This window comes from Leucobacter luti (genome assembly GCF_019464495.1).
GTDB lineage: Bacteria > Actinomycetota > Actinomycetes > Actinomycetales > Microbacteriaceae > Leucobacter > Leucobacter luti_A.
This window is the reverse complement of record NZ_CP080492.1, coordinates 1,090,051-1,112,043: the sequence shown is the minus strand read 5'-3', so window position 1 is coordinate 1,112,043 and position 21,993 is coordinate 1,090,051. Positions and strand designations below refer to the sequence as shown.

Annotated in this window: 19 protein-coding genes and 4 pseudogenes; 10 read left to right on the top strand and 13 right to left on the bottom strand. The window is 65.2% G+C overall.

All coding sequences use genetic code 11. The annotated features are described in order from the left end of the window. Positions 1-16 precede the first annotated feature (16 nt). From paaD to paaA, 4 genes are read right to left on the bottom strand one after another with little or no spacing between them, the layout of a single operon-like run. Complete coding sequence (paaD, locus tag K1X41_RS05065) at positions 17-526, bottom strand: 1,2-phenylacetyl-CoA epoxidase subunit PaaD (protein ID WP_132204497.1); 510 nt, start codon at positions 524-526, stop codon at positions 17-19. Then, positions 520-1,356: a 1,2-phenylacetyl-CoA epoxidase subunit PaaC gene (gene paaC / locus K1X41_RS05060; protein WP_133615932.1), complete on the bottom strand. Its 837-nt coding sequence runs from the start codon at positions 1,354-1,356 to the stop codon at positions 520-522. Before paaC ends, paaD begins: the two co-directional genes overlap by 7 nt. Next, positions 1,353-1,658 carry a 1,2-phenylacetyl-CoA epoxidase subunit PaaB gene (gene paaB / locus K1X41_RS05055; protein WP_132204501.1) on the bottom strand — a complete coding sequence of 102 codons (306 nt, stop codon included), beginning with the start codon at positions 1,656-1,658 and terminating at the stop codon, positions 1,353-1,355. The genes paaC and paaB overlap by 4 nt, the downstream gene beginning before the upstream one ends. A gap of 25 nt (positions 1,659-1,683) precedes the next feature. Further along, positions 1,684-2,670, bottom strand: a complete 987-nt coding sequence (paaA, locus tag K1X41_RS05050) for a 1,2-phenylacetyl-CoA epoxidase subunit PaaA (protein ID WP_220175458.1) — start codon at positions 2,668-2,670, stop codon at positions 1,684-1,686. A 157-nt stretch (positions 2,671-2,827) separates the two neighbouring features. Between paaA and paaI the strand changes: the two genes are divergently transcribed. The 3 genes from paaI (at position 2,828) to K1X41_RS05035 (ending at position 5,382) form a co-directional block, all read left to right on the top strand. Next, positions 2,828-3,316, top strand: a complete 489-nt coding sequence (paaI, locus tag K1X41_RS05045) for a hydroxyphenylacetyl-CoA thioesterase PaaI (protein ID WP_220175457.1) — start codon at positions 2,828-2,830, stop codon at positions 3,314-3,316. Between the two features lie 56 nt (positions 3,317-3,372). Further along, entirely contained in the window at positions 3,373-4,677 is a 1,305-nt protein-coding gene (gene paaK / locus K1X41_RS05040; protein WP_220175456.1) for a phenylacetate--CoA ligase PaaK, read from the top strand. Positions 4,678-4,755: 78 nt separating this feature from the next. Continuing rightward, positions 4,756-5,382, top strand: coding sequence for a TetR/AcrR family transcriptional regulator (locus K1X41_RS05035; protein ID WP_132204509.1), 627 nt, complete (start codon positions 4,756-4,758; stop codon positions 5,380-5,382). 57 nt (positions 5,383-5,439) lie between these two features. Here K1X41_RS05035 and paaZ read toward each other — a convergent pair. The 7 genes and pseudogenes from paaZ to pdhA form a co-directional block, all read right to left on the bottom strand. Beyond that, positions 5,440-7,490: pseudogene (gene paaZ, locus K1X41_RS05030) on the bottom strand (phenylacetic acid degradation bifunctional protein PaaZ). Positions 7,491-7,541: 51 nt separating this feature from the next. Beyond that, positions 7,542-8,369: a 3-hydroxyacyl-CoA dehydrogenase family protein gene (locus K1X41_RS05025; RefSeq protein WP_220175782.1), complete on the bottom strand. Its 828-nt coding sequence runs from the start codon at positions 8,367-8,369 to the stop codon at positions 7,542-7,544. Between the two features lie 76 nt (positions 8,370-8,445). Continuing rightward, a pseudogene (locus tag K1X41_RS05020) lies at positions 8,446-9,188 on the bottom strand (enoyl-CoA hydratase/isomerase family protein). Continuing rightward, positions 9,185-10,401, bottom strand: a pseudogene (locus tag K1X41_RS05015) (thiolase family protein). Before K1X41_RS05015 ends, K1X41_RS05020 begins: the two co-directional pseudogenes overlap by 4 nt. 140 nt (positions 10,402-10,541) lie before the next feature. Beyond that, positions 10,542-11,879, bottom strand: a complete 1,338-nt coding sequence (locus K1X41_RS05010) for a dihydrolipoamide acetyltransferase family protein (protein ID WP_220175455.1) — start codon at positions 11,877-11,879, stop codon at positions 10,542-10,544. Continuing rightward, positions 11,879-12,868, bottom strand: a complete 990-nt coding sequence (locus K1X41_RS05005) for an alpha-ketoacid dehydrogenase subunit beta (RefSeq protein WP_132205218.1) — start codon at positions 12,866-12,868, stop codon at positions 11,879-11,881. Before K1X41_RS05005 ends, K1X41_RS05010 begins: the two co-directional genes overlap by 1 nt. Positions 12,869-12,960: 92 nt before the next feature. Continuing rightward, positions 12,961-14,070: a pyruvate dehydrogenase (acetyl-transferring) E1 component subunit alpha gene (pdhA, locus tag K1X41_RS05000; protein ID WP_133615949.1), complete on the bottom strand. Its 1,110-nt coding sequence runs from the start codon at positions 14,068-14,070 to the stop codon at positions 12,961-12,963. Between the two features lie 179 nt (positions 14,071-14,249). Between pdhA and K1X41_RS04995 the strand changes: the two genes are divergently transcribed. The 4 genes from K1X41_RS04995 to K1X41_RS04980 all read left to right on the top strand — a co-directional run bounded on the left by K1X41_RS04995 (position 14,250) and on the right by K1X41_RS04980 (position 17,811). After that, the gene (locus tag K1X41_RS04995; protein WP_133616234.1) at positions 14,250-14,687 is read left to right on the top strand and encodes an Lrp/AsnC family transcriptional regulator; all 438 of its coding nucleotides are present in this window, start codon (positions 14,250-14,252) and stop codon (positions 14,685-14,687) included. Positions 14,688-14,775: 88 nt separating this feature from the next. After that, positions 14,776-16,116, top strand: coding sequence for an MFS transporter (locus K1X41_RS04990; RefSeq protein ID WP_132204523.1), 1,341 nt, complete (start codon positions 14,776-14,778; stop codon positions 16,114-16,116). A gap of 37 nt (positions 16,117-16,153) precedes the next feature. Continuing rightward, positions 16,154-16,609 carry an aminoacyl-tRNA deacylase gene (locus K1X41_RS04985; protein WP_220175454.1) on the top strand — a complete coding sequence of 152 codons (456 nt, stop codon included), beginning with the start codon at positions 16,154-16,156 and terminating at the stop codon, positions 16,607-16,609. A 26-nt stretch (positions 16,610-16,635) separates the two neighbouring features. After that, on the top strand, positions 16,636-17,811 hold the full coding sequence (locus tag K1X41_RS04980; protein WP_132204527.1) for an acyl-CoA dehydrogenase family protein: 1,176 nt from the start codon (positions 16,636-16,638) through the stop codon (positions 17,809-17,811). Between the two features lie 27 nt (positions 17,812-17,838). Here K1X41_RS04980 and K1X41_RS04975 read toward each other — a convergent pair whose 3' ends face one another. Continuing rightward, positions 17,839-18,138 (bottom strand): hypothetical protein, encoded by a 300-nt coding sequence (locus K1X41_RS04975; RefSeq protein WP_132204529.1) that lies wholly within the window; start codon positions 18,136-18,138, stop codon positions 17,839-17,841. Positions 18,139-18,222: 84 nt separating this feature from the next. Here K1X41_RS04975 and K1X41_RS04970 point away from each other — a divergent pair, with 84 nt between their 5' ends. Beyond that, positions 18,223-18,675, top strand: a complete 453-nt coding sequence (locus K1X41_RS04970) for a MarR family winged helix-turn-helix transcriptional regulator (protein WP_133615952.1) — start codon at positions 18,223-18,225, stop codon at positions 18,673-18,675. A gap of 185 nt (positions 18,676-18,860) precedes the next feature. Next, positions 18,861-20,243, top strand: a complete 1,383-nt coding sequence (locus K1X41_RS04965) for a M23 family metallopeptidase (protein WP_220175453.1) — start codon at positions 18,861-18,863, stop codon at positions 20,241-20,243. Between the two features lie 88 nt (positions 20,244-20,331). On the opposite strand, the gene ppa is transcribed toward K1X41_RS04965, so the two are convergent. Continuing rightward, positions 20,332-20,826, bottom strand: a complete 495-nt coding sequence (gene ppa / locus K1X41_RS04960) for an inorganic diphosphatase (RefSeq protein ID WP_132204535.1) — start codon at positions 20,824-20,826, stop codon at positions 20,332-20,334. A gap of 96 nt (positions 20,827-20,922) precedes the next feature. Between ppa and tilS the strand changes: the two are divergent. Further along, a pseudogene (gene tilS / locus K1X41_RS04955) lies at positions 20,923-21,991 on the top strand (tRNA lysidine(34) synthetase TilS). Positions 21,992-21,993: the final 2 nt, after the last annotated feature.

The following is a 21,993-nucleotide window of genomic DNA, read 5'->3' as shown; positions in this document are numbered from 1 at the left end:
GGTCCCTTCGGAAGACCTAGTGAGTCTTGAAATAGTCGAACGGTTCGAGGCACGCGAGGCACTCGTAGTGTGCCTTGCACGCTGTCGAACCAAAGCGTGCAACTTCGCGAGTACGGGTTGAATGGCAGCGTGGGCACTTGATCGAGAGCTGGAGCCGCACGGGGCCGTCCCCCAGTGCCGAACGCACGTGCGGGGGAGCGATCCCGTATTCGGCGAGCTTCTGCTTCCCCGCAGCGCTCATCCAGTCCGTGGTCCACGCGGGCGAGAGCGTTGTCGTGACGTCGACGCGCTCGTACCCGGCTTCGTGCAACCGGGAGGTTACGTCATCGCGCATCTGGTCGATCGCCGGGCATCCCGAGTAGGTCGGGGTCAGCACGACTCTGGCTCCGTCCTCGGTGACCGCAACAGCGCGGAGTACTCCGAGGTCCTCGATCGTGAGCACGGGCACCTCAGGATCGGGCACCTGTGCTGCGATGTCCCACACGCGCGCCGCCGCCGTGTCATTGGGGCGCAAGCTGGTTACCATGATGCTCCGGGATGGCGCCGCGCGAGCCACTGCATCTCAGCCAGAATGTAGCCCATGCGTGTGCTGTGCTCGCCGAGACGGCCGCGGCACCGGGCCGAGGGGAGCTGCGGCACGGAAAGCTCTGCCTCAGCGAACACGGTTGCGACGGCGTGCTCGAAGCCGGCGCGGAGCGACGATGGCTGCGGTACGACGCCGTCGAGCCGGTCGGTGAGCGGCTGATTGGTGAACAGCTCCTCGACGAATGGCCAGGCGCGGTCGAACGCCGCGATGAGGCGTTCTCGCGACAGCTCGGTGCCGCCGGCGAGTCGGAGCACCCACTGCGCGGCATGGTCGAGGTGGTAGCTGACCTCACGCTCGGCCTTGCCAGCGATTGCCTGCAAGGTCGCATCTGTGCTGCTGAGCAGGGCGCGGTGCAACTGCACTTGGTATGCGGAGAATATGAATAGGCGCGCCATCGTGTCAGCGAAATTCCCGTTCGGCTGTTCGACCAGCCAGCAGTTGCGAAACTCGGGCTCGTCGCGCCAGTAGGCGAGATCGTCCTCGGATCGACCGGAGGCGGTGCCAGCGTAGTGCAGCAGCGCGCGAGCGTGTCCGAGAAGATCGAGCGTCACGTTGGAGAGCGCGAGATCTTCTTCGAGCTCCGGTGCGCGGGAGATCCACCAGGCGAGTTGCTGGGACAGGATGAGCGCGTCGTCGCCAAGCCACATCGCGTACTCGGCGACATCTGCGCTCGCGGTCTCCCCGGTGCCGAGTAGCTCGTCTGACAGCCGCAGCTCATCAACGGTGACGTCACCGTGAACATCGCCGTGGGTATCCAGATCCTGGCTCACAGGTGCTTCACCCCCTCGGCGCGTGCGTAGTACACGGCGTGCCGGAAGTTCTTGCCAGCTGGCGACTCAAAGTAGGCGCCCTTCGAATCGGGGTCACTCGTGGTGATGGCCGCGGCGGGGACGACCCAGATCGAGACACCCTCATTGCGGCGGGTGTACAGATCGCGGGCATTTCGCAGCGCCATCGCTTCATCGGGAGCGTGCAAAGACCCTGCGTGGACGTGGCTCAGGCCGCGGTTGGCGCGGATGAACACCTCCCACAGCGGCCAGGCCTCGGTGCCGAGTTCTCCGGGTGTCGACATCGTCGTCTCCTTCGTTTGTTCTGGTCTAGGCGGCAAAGCGGGCGCGCTCGCGCTGCTTCCGTGCGTACTCTGCTGCAGCCTCGCGCACCCACGCGCCGTCTTCATGGGCGGTGCGGCGGTGGTCGAGGCGCTCGCCGTTGGCCGGCCCCCGGCCGTCGAGCACGGCCATGAATTCGTCCCAGTCGATCTCGCCGGAGATCCACTGTCCGGTCTCCTCGTCAAAGCGCAAGTCTTTGTCGGGGCATTCGAGCCCGAGTGCCTCGAATTGTGGCACGCACATCCCCACAAATCGCTGCCGGAGCTCATCGTTCGAGAATCGCTTGATCTTCCACGCCATCGACTGCGCCGAGTTGGGTGAGGCGTCGTCGGAGGGACCGAACATCATGAGTGACGGCCAATACCAGCGGTTCACCGCATCCTGTGCCATCTGCTTCTGCTCGGGGGTCCCGTGTGAGAGCTCGTAGAGGATTTCGAAACCTTGACGCTGGTGGAACGATTCCTCTTTGCAGATCCGCACCATCGCCCGCCCGTAGGGGCCGTATGAGGCGCGGCACAGCGGCACCTGGTTGCAGATCGCGGCACCGTCAACCAGCCATCCGATGGCCCCCATGTCAGCCCAGGTGGGCGTGTGATAGTTGAAGATTGAGGAGTAGCGTGCTTTGCCGTCGATCAGCTTCTGCGTCATTTCTTCGCGGGTAACGCCGAGCGTTTGCGCTGCAGAGTAGAGGTAGAGGCCGTGGCCGGCTTCGTCTTGCACCTTCGCAATTAGGATTGCTTTGCGCTTGAGGCTGGGCGCGCGGGTGATCCAGTTCGCTTCGGGCTGCATGCCGATGATCTCGGAGTGAGCGTGTTGCGAGATCTGTCGCACGAGGGAGCTGCGGTACTTGTCTGGCATCCAATCGCGCGGCTCGATCCGCTGATCAGCGGCAATAATCGCGTCAAATCGTGTCTGCTCGTCCGCGCTGCCCGCGGGTCCGTGCGTGGTGCGCTCCGGGGTGGTTGTGGGTGCCATCTGCTGCCTCCTTGCGTCAGGGCCCTGCCACTCCCTGGAACTCGGTGGCCCGGACTTTCGGGGCCGTGGCCGAGGTGGTAGAGTGGCGCTTGGGGAATTACTTACCGAACATTCAGTGAGTATAGTCACAGGATATCACGATCGCAACGGAGCGCACATGAGTTCACCGCTGAACCTGTCAACGGCAGCAGCCACCACCACAACCACGGTCGACGAGATCCAAATCGATCTCGATCCCACCTGGTCTGCGACCGCCATGCTCCGCAGCGACACTGCGAAAGCAGCGTTCGGGATCCGCGTCATAGAGCTTGAACGCGGACGAGCTGTGCTCACGATGACCGTGCGCGATGACATGGCGAACGGTTTTGGCATTGCCCACGGAGGCCTGGTGTTTACACTTGCGGACACCGCGTTCGCTTACGCCTGCAACGAGGGCGACACTGCGGTGGTTGCTTCGGGAGCCGAGATCACGTTCACGCGGGCAAGCCACACCGGTGACCTCCTCACCGCGGTCGCCACGCGGCGCTGGCTGTCCGGCCGCAACGGTCTCTACGACATCACCGTGTCGGATCAGAACGGCGAAGTCGTCGCCGAGTTCCGTGGCCGCTCGTTCGCAACGAACCGGCCGCTGCCCAATATCTCCTGACGCCGAGAGCGTCAGCCCCATCACGTGTCCATCGTCGTACACCAGAAAGAAGCCCCATGTCGCCCACACCACACACGCTGCTCGAGTCGGGACTCCATGCCGAGGAGCGGCTGACCAGGCCAGAATTGGAGCGGTTGCAACTGCAGCGCCTGCAGTGGACGGTGCGCCATGCATATGAGAACGTGCCGTTCTATCAGCGCCGCTTCGACGATGCGGGGGTACACCCGGAGGACATTCGTGAGCTGCGAGACCTCGAACGACTCCCGTTCACCACGAAGAACGACCTGCGCGAGCACTACCCGTTTGGGCTGTTCGCCGTACCGCGCAGCGAGGTGCGCCGCGTGCACGCGTCCTCAGGGACGACCGGGCGGCTCACCGTGGTTGGCTACACGGAGACTGACCTGAACAACTGGGCAGATCTGATCGCCCGATCGCTCTACGCTTCAGGAGTTCGGCCCGGATGGACCGTCCACAACGCGTACGGATACGGTCTCTTTACCGGTGGCCTCGGCGCTCACGCGGGCATCGAACGACTCGGTTGCACCGTGATTCCGATGTCGGGTGGCCAGACCGAGAAACAGGTGCAGCTGATCAACGACTTCCAGCCGGACGCGATCATGTGCACTCCGAGCTACCTCCTCACCATTGCGGATGGCTTCGAGCGTGCAGGACTTGATCCGCGAGCCTCCAGCCTGAAAGTGGCCATCTGTGGCGCTGAACCGTGGACCGATGCCATGCGCCAGGAACTCGAGGAGCGGCTCGACCTCAAGGCCGTCGACATTTATGGCCTCTCCGAAATCATGGGACCGGGTGTCGGCAACGAATGCGTAGAAACGCAGGACGGCCCACATATCTGGGAGGACCATTTTCTCCCTGAGATCATCGATGAGGACCTGCGCCAGGTCGCTGATGGCGCGACTGGCGAGCTCGTATTCACGACGCTGACCAAAGAGGCAATCCCGATGATCCGGTACCGCACCCGCGATCTCACGTCGCTGCATCCTGGCACCGCGCGCCCCGCGCACCGTCGCATCGCGAAGATTACTGGCCGCAACGATGACATGATCATTTTGCGCGGCGTCAACATCTTTCCGACGCAGATCGAGGAGATCGCGTGCGGAATCTCGGGCCTCACCTCACACTTCATCTTGGAGCTCTCCAAGCGCGGCACTATGGATCATCTCCACGTGAAGATCGAGCCCTCCGGTGGCGTCTCTCAGGGGGACGCCGAGATCGCGCTCGCGCTGCTCCAGAAGCGGATCAAGGACCGCGTGGGCGCATCGCTCGGTGCCGAGCTCGTGGTTCCCGGTTCACTGCCTCGGTCAGAAGGAAAACTGAAGCGGTTGTATGACCTGCGGTAACTTGGACCCGGGCGGTATTTCCCGCCCGTAGGCAATGCGTGCGGTCTCCAGGGGAGCCGCGCGGAAGGGGAACGCCGTATGGGAGCGATTGAGGTTCCGCAAGCGACTCGCCGAGGTCGACCGGGTCACGACCAGAACAGCATGCTCGAGGTGATTGTGCAGCTGTTCATGGATCGTGGCTATGACGCGTCATCCCTCGACATGATTGCGAAGCGACTCGGTCTCTCAAAATCTGCGGTGTACCATCACTTCTCCTCGAAAGCAGAGATGCTGGAGATCGCGCTTGAGCGCGCACTTGGCGAGCTGGAGCGTGTGTTTGACGAGGCTGAGGCTGAGGACCTCGACGCTGTAGCTCAAATTCGGCGTATCGTGCGCGAGGCCGTGCTCGTCGCCTGCGAGCGGCAGCAGTACCTCGTGCTGTTGCTGCGCCTGCACGGAAACTCCGAAGTTGAGCTGCGGGCGATGGAGCGGCGGCGTGCGCTCACGGCACGGCTCAGCCGGATCTTCGAAACGGCGAAAGCCGAGGGGGATCTGCGCGACGACATTGATCCGCCCCTTGCCGCGCGGCTCACCTTCGGCCTCGTGAACTCGCTCGTCGAATGGTATCGGCCGGACGGCCCCGATGAGCCGGAAGATCTCGCCGAGACCGTGCTCTCGTATGTGCGTTCGGGGCTGCGCGTGAACGAGGTGCGCGACTTCCGCTAATCAGTGAGGGGCGCCACCACTCCAAACGATGGCGCCGCTCACTCCGCCCCAGCAGCGCTATGCCTCAGCCAGCTCCGGCGTCTTCGACACGAGCGTCAGCACGTCGTACGTTGCGACGACCTCGTCGTTCTGGTTGGTGAGCACCGCGTCCCAGTGCACTTCGCCGTACTCGTCCGTCTCGCGCGGCACGATCTGTTTTGCCGTGAGTGCGACGCGCACGCGATCGCCAGGTGAGACCGGCGTGATGAAGCGCAGACTCTCGAGTCCGTAGTTCGCGAGCACCGGGCCAGGCTCGGGCGACACAAAGAGCCCGGCGGCGAACGAGAGCAACAGGTAGCCATGAGCCACTCGGCCAGGGAAGAACGGGTTGGCCGCCGCGGCCTCCTCGTCGGTGTGTGCGTAGAACGTGTCACCGGTGAACTCAGCGAAGTGGGTGATATCGGCGAGCGTCACCTCACGCGGCTCGGAGATGATCTGATCGCCGATGCGCAGCTCCTGCAGTGATTTCCGGAACGGGTGGACGTCCCCCTGTGTCGCCGCGCCGGCATGCCACACCCCGGTAATGGCGGTCAGCATCTCAGGGCTGCCCTGAATCGCGGTGCGCTGCATGTAGTGGAAGGCGCTGCGGACTCCGCCGAGCTCCTCGCTGCCGCCAGCACGGCCCGGACCGCCGTGCACCAGGTTTGGCAACGGGGACCCGTGCCCGGTGGAGGCTCGCGAGCTCGTGCGGTCGAGCGTCAGCACGCGCCCGTTACCCGAGGCGATCCGGCGGGTCAACCGCGCGACAAATTCTGGATCGGCCGATGCAACACTCGTGACGAGTGAGCCGCCGCCGAGCGAGACGAGTTCTGCGGCCTCGTCCGGTGAGTTGTAGCCGATAATCGACGAGACCGGGCCAAACGCCTGGTGTCGTGCACGCGTTCCGCGCGCGGATCGTCAAATCGGAGCAGGATCGGGGTCACAAACGCCGTGCCGTCGTCCGGATCCTGGCCGGCGCCGTGCACGATCCGACCTCCTCCGTCCACGAGGCGCTGCACCTGGCGGAGCACTTCAGTGCGCTGCTCTGTCGATGCGAGCGCCCCCATCGTGGTGCCCTCATCGCGGGGATCGCCCACGACCACCCGTGCGGCAACCCGCTCGATCACTGCGTCGGCGACCGCGTCTGCGAGCTCGGCAGGGACGATCGCGCGACGAATGGCGGTGCACTTCTGGCCAGCCTTCGACGTCATCTCGGTGACGAGCTGGCGCACATACGCGTCGAACTCGGGCGTGCCTGGAGCGGCATCGGGTCCGAGTACCGAGGCGTTGATCGAGTCAGTCTCAGCGCCGAAGATCACGCCACCGGTCTGCACCGCGGGGTGGAGGCGCAGCCCTGCTGCGGTGCTGGCTGAGCCGGTGAACGCAACGACGTCGCCGAGTTTCGCGTGGGTGAACACGTCACGGATCGAACCAGAGACGAGCTGGATCGCGCCAGCGGGCAACAACCCGGATTCGACGAGAATCCGCACCATGTGCTCGGTGAGGTACGCGCCCGGCGTGGCTGGTTTGATGATCGTCGGCATGCCGGCGAGGAACGTTGGTGCGAGCTTCTCGAGCGCGCCCCACACGGGAAAGTTGAAAGCGTTGATCTGCACGGCGACGCCCGGCAGCGTGGTGCGGATGTGACGGCCGAGGAACGAACCGTCCTTCGAGAGCGGTTCGACCGGCCCGTCGAGCTGCACCTTCGCGTTCGGGAGTTCGCGGCGGCCCTTGCCTGAGTAGGTGAAGAGCACCCCAATTCCGCCGTCGATGTCGACCCAGGAGTCGCTTTTCGTCGCGCCGGTTTTGGTCGAGAGTTCGTAGAGCTCAGCCTTGCGCTCTGTCAGCGCCAGCGCGAACTGCTTGAGGAGCACTGCGCGCTGATGGAAGGTCAGCGCGCCGAGTGCGGCCTGTCCGGTCTCTCGCGCGAACGCCATGGCGCCAGCGAGATCGAGCCCTGCACTTGACACATGTGTGACCACCTCGCCGGTGACGGCGTCGCGCACCTCAGCTGCGGGCGTTTGCGCGAGATCAGCTTCGCTCGGGGTCCACCAGGCATCCTTGATGTAGCTGGGAAGTGTGTGCGTCATGGCTGCTCCGTTCGGTGAGCTCAGGGTCACTGGGCTCTGGGGTGAATGTGCTCAGTGGCTCGTGGGGTGTGCGGGGTCGGACCAGTCGTAGAAGCCCTGCCCTGATTTCCGGCCGAGCGCGCCTGCGGCGACCATGTCGCGAAGCAGTTGCGGCGGGGCGAAGTGCTCGCCGAGGTCGCGCTGGAGCTGTTCGGCGATGCCGAGGCGGACGTCGAGCCCGACAATGTCGGTGGTGCGCAGTGGGCCAGTGGGATGGCGATACCCCAGCTCCATGGCGAGGTCAATGTCAGCGGCAGAGGCGACCCCCTGTTCGACCATGCGGATTGCTTCGAGTGCGAGTGCGACACCGAGCCGACTCGATGCGAACCCCGGCGCGTCGGCGACGGTGATTGGCGTCTTTCCGAGCGCGCGCACCCAACTGCGGGCGAGCTCCGGAAGCGCTTCGTCAGTTTGTGCGCAGACGACGACTTCGATGAGCGCCGATGCCGGCACCGGGTTGAAGAAGTGCAGTCCAATGAAGCGGCTGGGGAGACGGAGCGCGCCTGCGAGCTGCTCAAGCGGGATCGACGAAGTGTTCGACGCGATCACGGCTCGGTCTGCCACGATCTGCTCGATAGTGCTCAGCGCTTCGAGCTTCAGATCGAGAAGCTCGGGCACCGCCTCGATCACGAGCTCGGAACTGGCAAACTCGCCTGGTTCGGCGGTGACGCTGAGCGCGCTCCGAAGGGTCTCTGCGTCCCCCGCGAAGCCGCGAGCGAGCGATGCGTCGATGCTCTGCTCGATTCGTGCTCTGGCAGCGGCAGCTGCCTCGGTCGACTGCTCCACTACGGTGACGCTGGCACCAGCGAGCAAGAAGGCGTGCGCGATTCCGCCGCCCATGCGCCCGCCGCCCAGGACACCGACGGTGCCGGGCACCACGGGGTGGGCTCGGGGGTGGGTGCACTCTCTGACGCGGTCATGATGTCTTCTTCCGCTCAAGAAACTCGGTCATGCGCCGCATCTTCTCAGGGCTTTCGAACAGGATCGCCTGCTCGGCCAAATCAATCTCGGGGTGCGCGGATGCGGGAGCGCGGAGCACCCGCTTGCTCGCACGCGTCGCCTCCGGATCGAGTTTCGCGATCCGTGCAGCGATGGCTTCGGCAGCGGTGAACGCTTCGGCGCCGGTGTCGTGCAACTGGGTGATGAGCCCGGCGGCGTATGCTTCGTCTCCGGAGAGCACCCGCCCCGTGAGTAACATCTCCGTGGCGAGCGGTGTCCCGACCAGCTCGCGCAGGCGCCAGCTGGCGCCAGCTGCGGCGATGATCCCGAGTCCGGTCTCCGGGTTTCCCATCCGAAGCGCAGGCGTGCCGACGCGGATGTCTGCCGCGTAGGCGACTCGGCACCGCCGCCGAGCGCGAATCCGTCCAGAGCCGCAATCACGGGCATCGGGAGTTCGGCAACGCGGGTGAATGCGTGCGTGTTGATGCCGGCGCGTGCGTCTGCCGCGCGGCGTTCCCGCAGCTGCGCGATATCGGCACCGGCGGCAAAACTGCTGCCGGCGCCGCGGAGTACGAGCGTCCGGGGCACCTGCTCAAGCTCGGCGCAGAGTGCGTGTAGCGCATCGATCAGGTCCTGATCGATCGCGTTGCGCTTTTCTGGCCGGTCGAGTGTCGCGAGCACGTGAGTGCCACGATCTTCGATCAGAAGTGGGCCGCTCACTGGCTCATCCGTTCGATGATTGTCGCGGTGCCCTGGCCAACGCCGACGCACATCGTGGCGAGCCCGTAGCGCGAGTGCTCGCGCTCCATCCGACCAAGCAGAGTCACCAGTAAGCGTGATCCGGATGAGCCGAGTGGGTGCCCCAGCGCGATTGCTCCGCCGTCACTGTTGACTCGCTCCGGATCGAGCCCGAGCCGTCTGATGCACGCGAGAGACTGTGAGGCGAACGCCTCATTGAGCTCGATCGAGCCGATATCCGCAACCGTGAGGCCGGCGCGCATGAGGGCTTTCTCAGTCGCGGGCACGGGGCCGAGCCCCATGATCTCGGGCGCCAGAGCCGCCGAGACACTCGTCACAATTCTGGCGCGAGGCACCAAGCCGTAGCGCTCCACCGCTTCGCCGCTCGCCACTACCAGTGCAGAGGCGCCGTCGTTGAGTGAGGATGCGTTGCCCGCGGTTACGACACCTCCGCCTGTGACGACCGGGCGCAGCCCAGCAAGGACCTCCACAGAAGTATCCGGCCTGGGCCCCTCGTCGGTGTCGACGAGCCGGGTTTGGCGGCCATCCGGGGCGAGCACGGGCACGATTTCGTCGGCGAAGTGGCCTGCGGCGATCGCGCTGATCGCTCGGCGGTGGCTTTCCACGGCGAAGGCGTCCGCGTCTTCGCGAGTGATCCCGTCGACGCGGGCGACCTCCTCGGCCGTCTCTGACATCGAGAAGGTTGCCTTGTCTCGCGCAGAAAGACGAGGATTGGCGAAGCGCCAGCCAATCGAGGTGTCATACTGCTCGCCAGGCTTCGCCCATGGGCGGCTGGGCTTCTCCTGCACCCAGGGCGCGCGGGTCATGGACTCGACGCCGCCGGCAACGATGAGATCTGCGTCCCCAGCGCGGATCGCCTGCGCGGCGTTCGAAACGGCAGTCATCCCGGAGGCGCAGAGCCGGTTCACCGTGTAGCCAGGCAGCTCATCGGGAGGCCCGCGAGCAGCACCGCCATGCGGGCCACGTTGCGGTTGTCTTCACCGGCCTGGTTTGCCGCTCCGAAGATGACCTCGTCAATTGCGCCAGCCGCGATCGCCTCGGGGCTGAGCCCCGAACGGTCGACGGCAGCGCGGAGAACGAGCGCCGCGAGATCGTCGGGGCGCACGCCCGCGAGTGCTCCGCCGTAGCGTCCAACCGGGGTGCGAACCCCTCCCACGAGATATGCCTCTGGCATGGGCGATGACCTCCTCGTCTGCCCCGAACGCCCGCCACGCGAATTAGTGACTGATCGGTCGGTAATGAATTTCAGGATACGGTGCCACGGTGCCTCCGCGCAAACGCAGAGCCCGCGAGACCGTACTGTACGGCTGTGCGCTACACCCGGGGATAAGCGGTGAGCGGGTGCTCCAGGAGGTCGACGACCGCGCGGAGAAAGCCTGCCGCGTAGCCGCCGTCGCAGACTCGATGATCGAATACGAGCGAGAGCTGGGCAATACGGCGCGGCACTATCGCGCCCTCGACCACCCACGGCCGCTCCAAGATTCGTCCGATGCCCAGGATCGCGACATTCGGGTAGTTGATGATGGCGGCTGATCCATCCACACCGAAGCCGCCGTAGTTGTTTACGGTGAACGTCGAATCGCGCAGTCGCTCGGGCGGCATTTTGCCGTCACGCGCCGTCGCGGCCAGCTCGCGCAGTGCGCCATCAATGGCCGCGAGTGAGAGCGTGTCTGCGCGGGGGATCACGGGCACCATGAGGCCGCGCTCCGTGTCGACTGCAACACCCAGATGAACGCCGTCGAAAAGTGCGAGTTCGGTGCCACCGCCCACGATTCGCGAGGCCAGGAGCGGATACTGCTCCAGCGCGAGCAGGGCGTAGCGGGCGAACAACGCGGTCACCGATGGGGCGCGCTCGCCCGGGGCTGCCATATCCGAGCGGAGTTCCCACAGCCTGGTCACGTCGACGTCCACCCACACGGTGGCCTCTGGAATCTCCGAGCGGCTGCGGCTGAGGGTCGCACTGACCGCCTTCCGCAGTGGTGAGAATCGCTCGGACGAGATGACGGTGAGCTGGCTCGGCTCGGCTCCGAGCGGGGCAACGGGCTCCGATGCTTGTGATGCGGTGTTCTCTGCCGCGCGCAGCACGTCGGCGCGTGTCACTGCGCCATCCGTGCCACTGGGCGCAACTGTTGCAGGATCGATTCCGAGCTCACGTGCGAGGCGGCGCACGATGGGGAGCGTACCGCGACCGGGCGGTCGCCGCGGGGGCGCGCGGCCTCGGGAGCGGCTGAGGATGGTGTGGCGTTCGCTGGTGCTGCTTGCCGAACCGCAGTTCCTGCGCGGCGCCGTCGTCCCTGGCCGGGCCGGCGCCCGTGCCGTATCAATGAGCACGTTGCCCGATCCGGCCTGCTCCTCGGCGCGGTACGCCTCATGTTCGGCGGCGTGTGGCGCGGCTGCTGGGGTGTCTGGGGCTGCCGAGCCATCACCGACTTCGATCACTGGCGCGCCTGTGAGAATCGTCCCGCCTTCCTCGCCGTGTAGTGCGAGCACGGTGCCGGCGTACGGAGTGGGCAGGTCGACGATGCTCTTGGCAGTCTCGACTTCGGCGATGACCTGGTCGAGGACGATCTCGTCACCGACAGCGACGGCCCAGCGCACCAGTACGGCCTCGGTCAGGCCTTCGCCAAGGTCAGGAAGGTGGAACGTCTGCATTACGGTGTCTCCTCCGAGTGAGGTGCGTCATCCCAGTGCAAAGAATCGATAGCGTCGAGCACTCGATCGACATCAGGGAGGTGCCAGTGTTCGAATTTGGGGGAGGGGAAAGGGATGTCAAATCCGGTGACCCGGCGAACGGGGGCCTCGAGATACTCGAAGCACTGCTCAAACACGCGCGCTTGAATCTCAGAGGCGACGCTTGCGAAGCCCTGTGCCTCGGCGATCACGATGGCGCGACCGGTTCCGCGCACGGCTGCCGCAACGGTCTCGTCATCAAACGGGGTAAGCGTGCGCACGTCCACCACCTGCACGCTGCGGCCGTCTGCTGCGGCAGCCTCAGCAGCTGCGAGGGCGACCGGCATCGACGGTCCGTAGCTGATGAGCGTGACATCACTGCCCTCGCGCACCACCTCAGCTCGCCGCAACTCTGCGGTGAGTGAGGTGTCGACGGGCCCCTTTGACCAGTACAGCTTCTTCGGCTCCATGAACACGACCGGATCAGGGGACGCGATCGCGGCGCGTAGCAGTGAGTAGGCGTCCTGTGGGGTGGAAGGTGAGACCACGGTGAGCCCCGGCGTGTGTGCGTAGTACGCCTCGGAGGAATCGCAGTGGTGTTCGACCCCGCCGATGCCGCCGCCGTAGGGGATTCTGATCACGATGGGGAGCCGGGTGCCACCGCGAGTGCGGTTGCCGAGCTTTGCGACGTGGCTCACGACCTGCTCAAACGCGGGGAGAGCGAAGGCATCGAACTGCATCTCGACAACGGGGATGAGGCCATTCATCGCCATTCCGACGGCGCTGCCCATGATGCCCGATTCTGCCAATGGGGTATCGAAGCAGCGGGCCTCTCCGAACTGCGCGGTGAGGCCGTCGGTGATCCGGAACACCCCTCCGAGTGCGCCAACGTCCTCGCCGAAGATCAGGACGCGATCGTCGGCGGCGAGCGCGTCCGCGAGGGCGCGGTTGAGTGCGCCCGCCATGGTCATTGTCTCGACTGGGGGTGCCGGTGTCTGATCAGGAATCTGGTCGGACACACTGGACTCACGCGTGTGTGGGCGTTGGGTCAGCGTTGCGGTGCTCATGCGTCCGCCTCCGTTCGGTCGATCTCGTCTTGGAGCATGCGCCACTGCGCGTCGAGCATCGCCGGCTGTTCGGCAAACACGTGCCGGAAGAGGTCGGCGGGATCCACCTCGGGTTCCGCGTGCATCGTGGCGCGTAGGTCAGCTGCGGTGCGCTCGGCAGCCTCCGTGAATTGTGCTTCGGCCTCGTCGCTGAGGAGGCCGCGGTCGCGCAGCAGTGTGCGCACACGGTTGAGTGGATCCCGTCCGGTCCACGCCTGCACTGCCTCGTGCTCGCGGTACCGCGTGTCGTCGTCTGCGTTCGTGTGCGCGAGCATTCGGTAAGTGTGTGCCTCAATGAGTGTGGGGCCCGCGCCCGCACGTGCACGATCCACGGCCTCCCCGAGCACCGCGAGGAGCGCGGCGACATCATTGCCGTCTACGCGCTGTCCAGGCATGCCGTATCCGATCGCTTTGTGAGCCAGTGAGGGGGCTGCCGTCTGCCGCGACAGCGGCACAGAGATCGCGAACTCGTTGTTCTGGACGAAGAACACGACGGGTAGCTCGAACACCGCGGCGAAGTTCATCGCTTCATGAAAATCACCCTCGCTTGTCGCACCATCGCCGCACATCGCGAGTACCACCGTGTCTTCGCCGCGGAGCTTTGCGGCGTGGGCGAAACCGACAGCGTGCAAGAGCTGGGTGGCGAGCGGGGTGGCTTGCGGGGCGACGCAGTGCTCGTGCGGGTCGTAGCCTGAGTGCCAGTCACCGCGCAGCAGGACCATTGCTTCCGCGGGTGCGACGCCGCGAGAGATAATCGCCACCGAGTCGCGGTAGGTGGGGAAGAGCCAATCAGTTTCGCGCAGGGCGAGGGCCGCAGCAATCTGGCACGCTTCTTGGCCGTTTGACGAAGGATAGACCGCAAGCCGGCCCTGGCGCACCAGTGCATTGCACTGGTCGTTGATGCGGCGCCCAGTCACGAGGCTGGAGTACGCGCGGATCAGCTCGTCGTCAGTCGGTATGGCGTATGCCGGGTCCGGCGTGTGCTCTCCCGCGGCAGTGACGAGCTGAACCGGGGTGTCGCGAGGGAGCAGCGCCGTGGCTGACTCTGGTGACCTCAAGCGGGACATCGGCTCCTCCTTGAGCGATTTGCCTATCCCTTCTGAACGGGACAGAGCTGTGATGCCCTTCAGAGTAGTAATCGTCTTGTGTTTATGTGTATCCATTGGACGTATCGCACTATTCGTGTTAAAAATATGTACGATTGCCGTTTTTGGGGGATCGATGCGACGAATGGATCAATGTGGAACTGGACGTAATTGATCGCGCGATTATTGAAGTCCTGCGCAGAGATGCGCGCGCTTCAATGACCACGCTGGGTGAAGAGGTACATGTCTCACGGGCGGGAGCGCACGCGCGCGTGAAACGGCTGCGTGATGCCGGGATCATCACAGGCTTCACCGTGCGTACGGACCCCGTGCTCTCGGGGCTGCACGCGTCCGCCTATGTGTCGCTCTCTGTTGAGCAGCCGGCATGGCAGGAAGTGCGTGCGCGGCTGATGGAAATCCCTGAGATCGAGCACATCGCGCTCGTGGGTGGCGAGTTTGATGTGCTCCTGCTCATACGGGCACGCGACAATCGAGATCTCCGCCGAGTAGTGCTGGAAGAAGTGCAAGCGATTCCGTCGGTGCGCACCTCCCGTACGCTGCTCATTTTCGAAGATTTTCCGAACGCGCCTGTGGACTAAACCTGGTCGGAGTGTTCGTGTACACTCGCATACCATCCGACCGTTCGGTCAGGATATCGCGGAGGAATACACGAACGATGGAGTTCAGATGACGCAAACGACCCAGGCGACCGCGGCTCGCCGCACTGAAGAGCGGCGTGTGCTCGCTGGCACGGTGGTGGGCACCACGATTGAGTGGTACGACTTCTTCATTTACGCTCAGGCGGCCGGTGCAGTCTTTGCCACGCTCTACTTCGCGCCAGCCGGTGAGACGGTCGGCCAGATCGTTTCGTGGGCATCGCTCGGTATCTCGTTCCTCTTCAGGCCCCTCGGTGCGATCGTCGCTGGGCACCTCGGAGATCGACTGGGCCGCAAGAGGATGCTCGTGCTCACGCTCATCATGATGGGGATCGCGACTGCGCTCATCGGCGTGCTGCCGACCTACGCGCAGATCGGCGTCGCTGCTCCGGTGCTGCTTATCCTGCTCCGCGTGCTGCAGGGATTCTCGGCCGGAGGCGAGTGGGGTGGCGCGGCGCTAATGTCGGTAGAACACGCTCCGAAAGATAAACGCGGCTTCTTTGGGGCGTACCCGCAGATCGGTGTTCCGCTCGGCATGATCCTTGCGACCTCGAGTATGTGGATCATCACCACGGTGCTCACCGAAGAGCAATTCCTCACGTGGGGGTGGCGGATCCCGTTCCTCCTCTCGATCCTCTTGATCCTTGTGGGGTACTTCATTCGCCGTGCGGTCGAAGAGTCGCCCATCTTCATGGAGCTGCAGGAGCGCAAGGGTGAGTCCTCTGCGCCGATCAAGATCCTGTTCTCGAAACACACCCGTGAGGTCATCCTCGCTGCGCTCATTTTCATTGCGAACAACGCAGCCGGGTACCTGCTGATCGCGTTCTTCGCGACCTATGCGACGCGCGACGTCGCGGCCGGGGGGCTCGGGCTCGAGCGGCCACCAGTGCTGCTTGCAACGACGCTCGCGTCCTTCGGGTGGTTGATCTTTACGCTCTATGGCGGGATCCTCTCCGATCGCATTGGCCGCGTCCGTACCTTCCAGATCGGCTATGTGCTGCTCGGGTTGTGGGCGATCCCCATGTGGTTCATGATCGACACCGGCAATATCTTCATGTACTTCGGGGCGTTGTTCATCATGACGATCGGGCTGGGGCTGTCCTACGGCCCGCAGGCCTCGCTCTACGCCGAGATGTTCCCGGCCGACGTGCGCTACTCGGGTGTCTCGATCGGTTACGCGATCGGAGCAATTTTCGGTGGAGCGTTTGCGCCGATGATCGCCGACCTCGTCTTCGGTGCGACAGGAGCATCGTGGACGATTGGCGCCTACATCCTGGGTGTCACGATCGTGTCGTTGATCGCGGTGTCGCTTGTGAAAGAGACGCGTGGCGTCAACCTGAGCACGCGATCGAATGAGGTTGTTGCTCCATAGCGCCGGCGATGGAGTGCTCGCACAGTAGGGTGTTCGCATGACGAACACCGAGGTGCCGCGTGCCGCGGCTGATGCTGCGGCACGCGGCCTCGCGGTCGAGTTCATTCCGCGTGAGGGGAGTGGCCCACCTGCCGGAGGGCTCGTCGGCGGTGTGCGCATCGCGAAAACGGTTGTGGTGCAGCTCGGGAGCGAGTTCGTGTTCGTCATCGCCCCGCTTGCTGCCCAATTCTCGTGGCCAAAACTTCGCGCGCTGCTCGGGGTGAATCGGGTCTCGCTGCCCGATGCTGATGCGGCATTCGCCGCGACTGGCTACGAGCGCGGCACGATTTCCCCGCTTGGAGCCAGCACGCCGTGGCCGGTCTACATTGACCAGGGCCTGATTGGTGCCCGGATCGCGCTCGGGTCTGGCTCCCACGAGTTCGCAGCGCTGGTGGACGCCGCGGAGTTCGTGAGCGCCTATGGCGCGACGGTGGCCGACTTGTCCGCTCGCTAGACTGGCCGCGAACGAAGAGGAGCGCCATGACCGATCGGGAAACGCGGCACGCGGAGCTTGCTGAACGGTATCTCCCAGAGGGAGTGCTGGAACGGTTCAGGGCGCGGGCGGCGGAAACGGATCGCGCGAACGAGTTTTTCAGTGCCGACCTCGCCGAGCTCACCGAGCGGGGGTACCTCACTCTGTTCGTGCCGGAGGCGTGGGGTGGTCCTGGCCTGACACTGCACGAGGTATCACGGTTGCAGCAGCGCCTTGCGACAGCGGCGCCAGCGACCGCGCTCGCAATCAACATGCACCTGATGTGCACCGGAGTGGCACGCGCGATGCAGCAGCGCGGAGATGACTCGCTCACTCGTGTATTCGAGGAGGCGATGGCTGGCGAGATTTTCGCCTTCGGCATCAGCGAGCCTGGCAATGACTGGGTGCTGAGTGATTCGACGACGGTCGCGGCTCCCCAGCCTGACGGCGGGTATCTGCTCACGGGCACCAAGATTTTCACCTCGCTGTCGCCAGTCTGGACCAGGCTGATGACGCACGGCGTTGACGCGTCGACTCCCGAGCAGCCTGAGCTCGTGTTCGGCTTCGTCGAGCGTTCGGCGCCGGGTATCACCGTCTCCGATCGCTGGGACGTGCTCGGCATGCGCGCTTCACAGAGCCGGGCGACCCGCCTCGATGGCGTCCCCATGCGCGCGGAGCGCGTGATCCGGCGCCTGCCTGTCGGGCCGCAGCCCGATCTCTTACCGTTCGCAATTGCCGCGAACTTCCAGTTGCTCATCGCCTCGGTGTACGCCGGAGTGGCGCGGCGCGCGCTTGACGTTGCGGCGGCAGGGCTGAAGCAGCGGCGATCGGCGAAGGCGGGGACTACGCTCGCTGAGGTGCCTGAATCACGCGTGCGGCTCGCAGATGCACACCTCGACTACCTCGTGGTGCCCGCGCTCTTGGACTCAACCACGCGTGACTTCGATGAGCTGATTGACCACGGCGCTGCCTGGTCGCCGCGGCTCGTTGGGGCTCGGCTGCACGCGACCTCGGCCGCGCGACGCACCGCCGAGGTGGCGCTCCTGTGCACTGGCGGCTCCGGCTTCGACAGCGGACACGAGGCGAGCAGGCTCTACCGCGATGCAGCGGCAGGAATGTTTCACCCGCCTGCCGCGGATGCCGCTCGCCCGCTGTTCGCGGCTGCCCTACTCGACGAGGGGTAGCCGATCGGGGCGCCGCGGCAGTGCAGCCTAGTCGCGAGCCTTGCGGTCGCTGAAGTAGGGAATCAAGCCAAAGGCAACCCAGAGCCCCACAGCGTCCACCACGATGCCGCCGCCGAAGAGCCAGAATTCTGCGCCCGGCACGCTGAACGCCATGCCCATCATGTAGAACCCGCCGAACACGAGCGCCGCGGCGATGATGAAGCCGATCACGGTGCTGGCCGAAGCGGGCTCGTGCGGGTTTGGCACAAACGGGGCGTGCTGAGGTGCCTGGCTTTCGCTCGGCGCAGCTGGGGGCGCGGCCTTCGTGCCGGAAGCCTGGTTCGTCATGCTCGTCCTCCAAAAGTATATGCACCAATCATTAGGGCACGAATCAATGATACGCCACCGGTTGGAATCTGCGAAAATGGCGAAATGAGCTCGACTGATCCCCTGACCCTGGAACGACAGGTGTGCTTCGCGCTGACCGTCGCCTCGCGCGGAATCGTCGCGGCGTACAAGCCAGTGTTGGATCCGCTCGGCATCACCCACCCCCAGTACCTCGTCATGCTGGCGCTCTGGGAGCACCGCACCCTTGACCTCAGTACGCTCGCGCGCCTGCTGCACCAGGAAGCATCAACCCTGTCCCCGCTGATCAAGCGGCTTGAGGCGCAGGGCCTGGCGAAGCGGCAGCGAAGCATTGCCGATGAGCGGCGGCTCGAGATCACCCTGACCCCGGAGGGGGAAGCGCTGCGCACGCGCGCGGAGCAGGTGCCCATTCAGATGGCAGCCCGGCTCAAGATGACACCTGCGGAGCTGGGCGAGCTGCACGCATCGATGGTCACGCTGATTGAGGCGAGTCAGAACTCACTCGAAGATCACGACTGATCCCGCCTGGGCGGGTGGTTTTGCACTCAGTTCTGCCACTCTGCTCGTGCGTGTGCGGCAAATCGCACTGTTCCGTGGAACGGCGCCCCGCGTGTGCGTTCCACGAGTGCTACCGTAAACATGGATTATTCTGCCCGGAGTTGCGAAATCGACGCCCCGGGGACGGGAACTGGATGCGAGGCAATATGCAGAAGCGGAAGAACGGCTGGGGGAGACGCGCAGCCGGGGTGGTTGGCGTGTTCGCCATTGCCGCGAGTCTCCTAGTAGGAGGCCAGCTCGCCAGCACGCCTGCGCAGGCGGCAGAACTGCCCACCTGGGATGACGTGCAGGCTGCCAAGCAGAACCAAGCCACTGCGGCCAAGAAGGTCACTGAGATCGAGGGTCTGATCGCCGCTGGTGAAAAGGAACTTGAACGGCTCCGCAACTTGCACTCGACCAAGGTCGCAGAGCTGAACCAGGCGGAAGAGAACCTCGCAGCGGCTGCCGCGAAGGCGGAAACGCTGAACGCACAAGCCGTCGAGAGCCGGAAGCAAGCTGAAGACGCCGCGGATCGCGCGGGAGTGCTGGTGGCGCAGATGTATCGCTCGGGCGGCGTGGATCGCAGTATGGAGCTGTTCCTCGACGCCGACGCGGACACCGCCGATGCCCTCCTTGAGCGTCTCGCGTCGATGTCGAAGGCGACCGAGCGGAACACCCAGCTTTCCGAGGAAGCAGAGCAGGCCGCGAACACCGCTGACACTCTCAGCAAGCAAGCGAAGGCCGCAGAAGACGAGCGCGAAGCGTTGCGCGCAGATGTGAAGGCCAAAGAAGAGGCAGCAGCTGCCGCGATGGTCGGCCAGGGCGAGAAAGTCCAGGCGCAGGAGAAACAGCAGACCGAGCTGAGCGCCCAGCTCGCTGCGCTGAAGGACACCACAGCGAAAACCGTCGACGGCTACGAGCAACGCCTCCGAGAAGAGGAAGCGCGTCGCAAGGCCGAGCAAGAACGCCTCCGTAAGCAGGCGGAGGAGTACGCGAGGCAGCAGGCGGAACTGCTCCGCCAGCAGCAAGAGGCCGCCGAGAACGCGAATAACAGCGGCGGCGGCGGCGACGCTGGAGGCGGCGGTGGCGATGGCGGCGGCGGCGGCGATGGTGGCGGCGGCGATGGCGGCGGAAACAACGGCGGAGGTGGCGTCTCGAACGGCTGGGTGCTTCCCACGGCCTACAGCTACGTCTCTGAAGGTTTCGCGCCTCCCGGACGTCCAGACCACACGGGCATCGACCTCGCAGCAGGCTGCTACACGCCCATTGTTGCAGCTGCTGCCGGCACGGTTCGCGCGACCTACATGGAGTGGGGCGCAGGTGGCAATATGGTCACCATCAACCACCCGAGCGGGTGGCAGACGCGCTACGCACACATGGCTGAATGGGCGTCGGTCGCGCCGGGCCAGTGGGTGGAAGCTGGCCAGTTCATCGGCTACGTCGGTTCCACCGGTGCGAGTTCCGGCTGCCACCTCCACTTCGAGATGCGGTTGAACCAGGACGACGGCTGGTACGGCTTCGTCAACCCGGCCTGGTACATCAACTTCTAGGCGGGATACACAGAAACGGGCCCGGGATCGTGAAGATCCCGGGCCCGTTTCTGCAGTGCGGACCGCTCGCGGCCCGCGGAAATCGGGCTTAGTGCCCCTGCGCAGCGAGACGCTCCTGCGCCTCAACAATGAGAGTTTCCGCGTCCGCAGCCGAGCCCCACGCATCGACCTTGACCCACTTGCTGGGCTCAAGATCCTTGTAGTGCTCGAAGAAGTGCTCAATCTCCTTGCGGGTGTACTCCGGGATATCGGCGACGTCCTGGATGTGCGCCCAGCGCGGATCCTTGTGCTGCACAGCGATGACCTTGTCGTCGCCGCCTGCCTCGTCGCTCATCTTGAGCACGCCTACGGGGCGCACCTTGATCCCCACGCCGGGGTAGACCGGGTAGTCGAGGAGCACGAGTACGTCGAGCGGGTCCCCGTCCTCGCCGAGGGTGTCCTCGAAGAAGCCGTAATCGGTCGGGTAGACGAACCCGGTGTAGAGCACGCGGTCGAGGTACACCCGTCCGGTCTCGTGGTCGATCTCGTACTTGTTGCGGCTCCCCTTGGGGATCTCCACGACGGCGTCGAATGCTGCGGTCATGCGCGCTCCTTCGAATTGTGATTGCGGGTGGGCGGCGCCCGGCCCCAGCTCAATAGTGCAGGCACCAGGCTACCCGACGCGGGATAGCCTGAAGTAATGCACAGAGACCTGCCACTTCTCGACACCCGCCGCGCGGTGCGGCGTGTGCTGCGTGGGCTTGAGCGGAACGGTGAGGGGGAACCGCCGCTCGCACTCGTCGCGCTCTCCGGGGAGCTGACTCGCTTGCGCTCGCTGCTGCGCTCGCATATGAGGCGCCTCGGGTGGGAATCCGCGCGGGAGCCGTCATCGTGGACCACGGCTTGCAGGAAGGCTCAGCCGCTGTTGCTGCTCAGGCCGCGGATCGCGCGATTGAATTGGGTCTCGCGCCCGTGCTGGTGCGGCGGGTTTTCGTGCCGACGCCAGGAGGGAGACCGGAGCGGGGCCCGGTGCTTCGGGTGGAGGGCCAGAAAACGCGGCCCGTGAGGCACGATACGCCGCGCTGGCCACGGCGGCCACTGAGCTTGGGGCCAGCTGGATGCTCACTGCGCACACACGCAGTGACCAGGCGGAACAGGTGCTGCTCGGGCTCGCGCGCGGCTCTGGAACGCGAAGCGTTGCGGGGATCCCGGAAGAGCGGCCTCTCACGGCAAACTGCACGCTCCTGCGACCGTTTCTCGCGCGGGAGCCGGAGATCACGCGGGAGACCACGGTTGCAGCCTGCGCGTTGCAGCAGTTGCGCCCCTGGCAGGACCCGCACAATAGCGACCCAGCGTATACGCGAGTGCGAGTGCGAGATCGCGTGCTGCCGGTGCTCGAGGCGGAGCTTGGGCCGGGTGTGGCAGCGGCTCTTGCCCGCACAGCTGACTTGGCCGCAGAGGACGCCGCCGCGCTTGACGAACTTGCCTGCGCTGCCCTGGAGCGCCTGCGCATCTCGGCAGACCCGGTGACGCTCGACATCGACGGGCTCGCGGCGCTCCCGAGCGCACTGCGCAACCGAGTGATTCGACGGGCGGCGCGCGCCGACTTCGGGGCGCAGCTCGGGCGGGCACACACAGCCACCGTTGCCGCCCTTGTCACCGATTGGCGCGGCCAGGGCCCAGCGTTCGTGCCTGGTCTGACCGTCACACGCGAGGCCGGCGCACTCGTGTTCCGCGCGCAGCGCGGATCGCCTCGTACTGCGCTGTGACG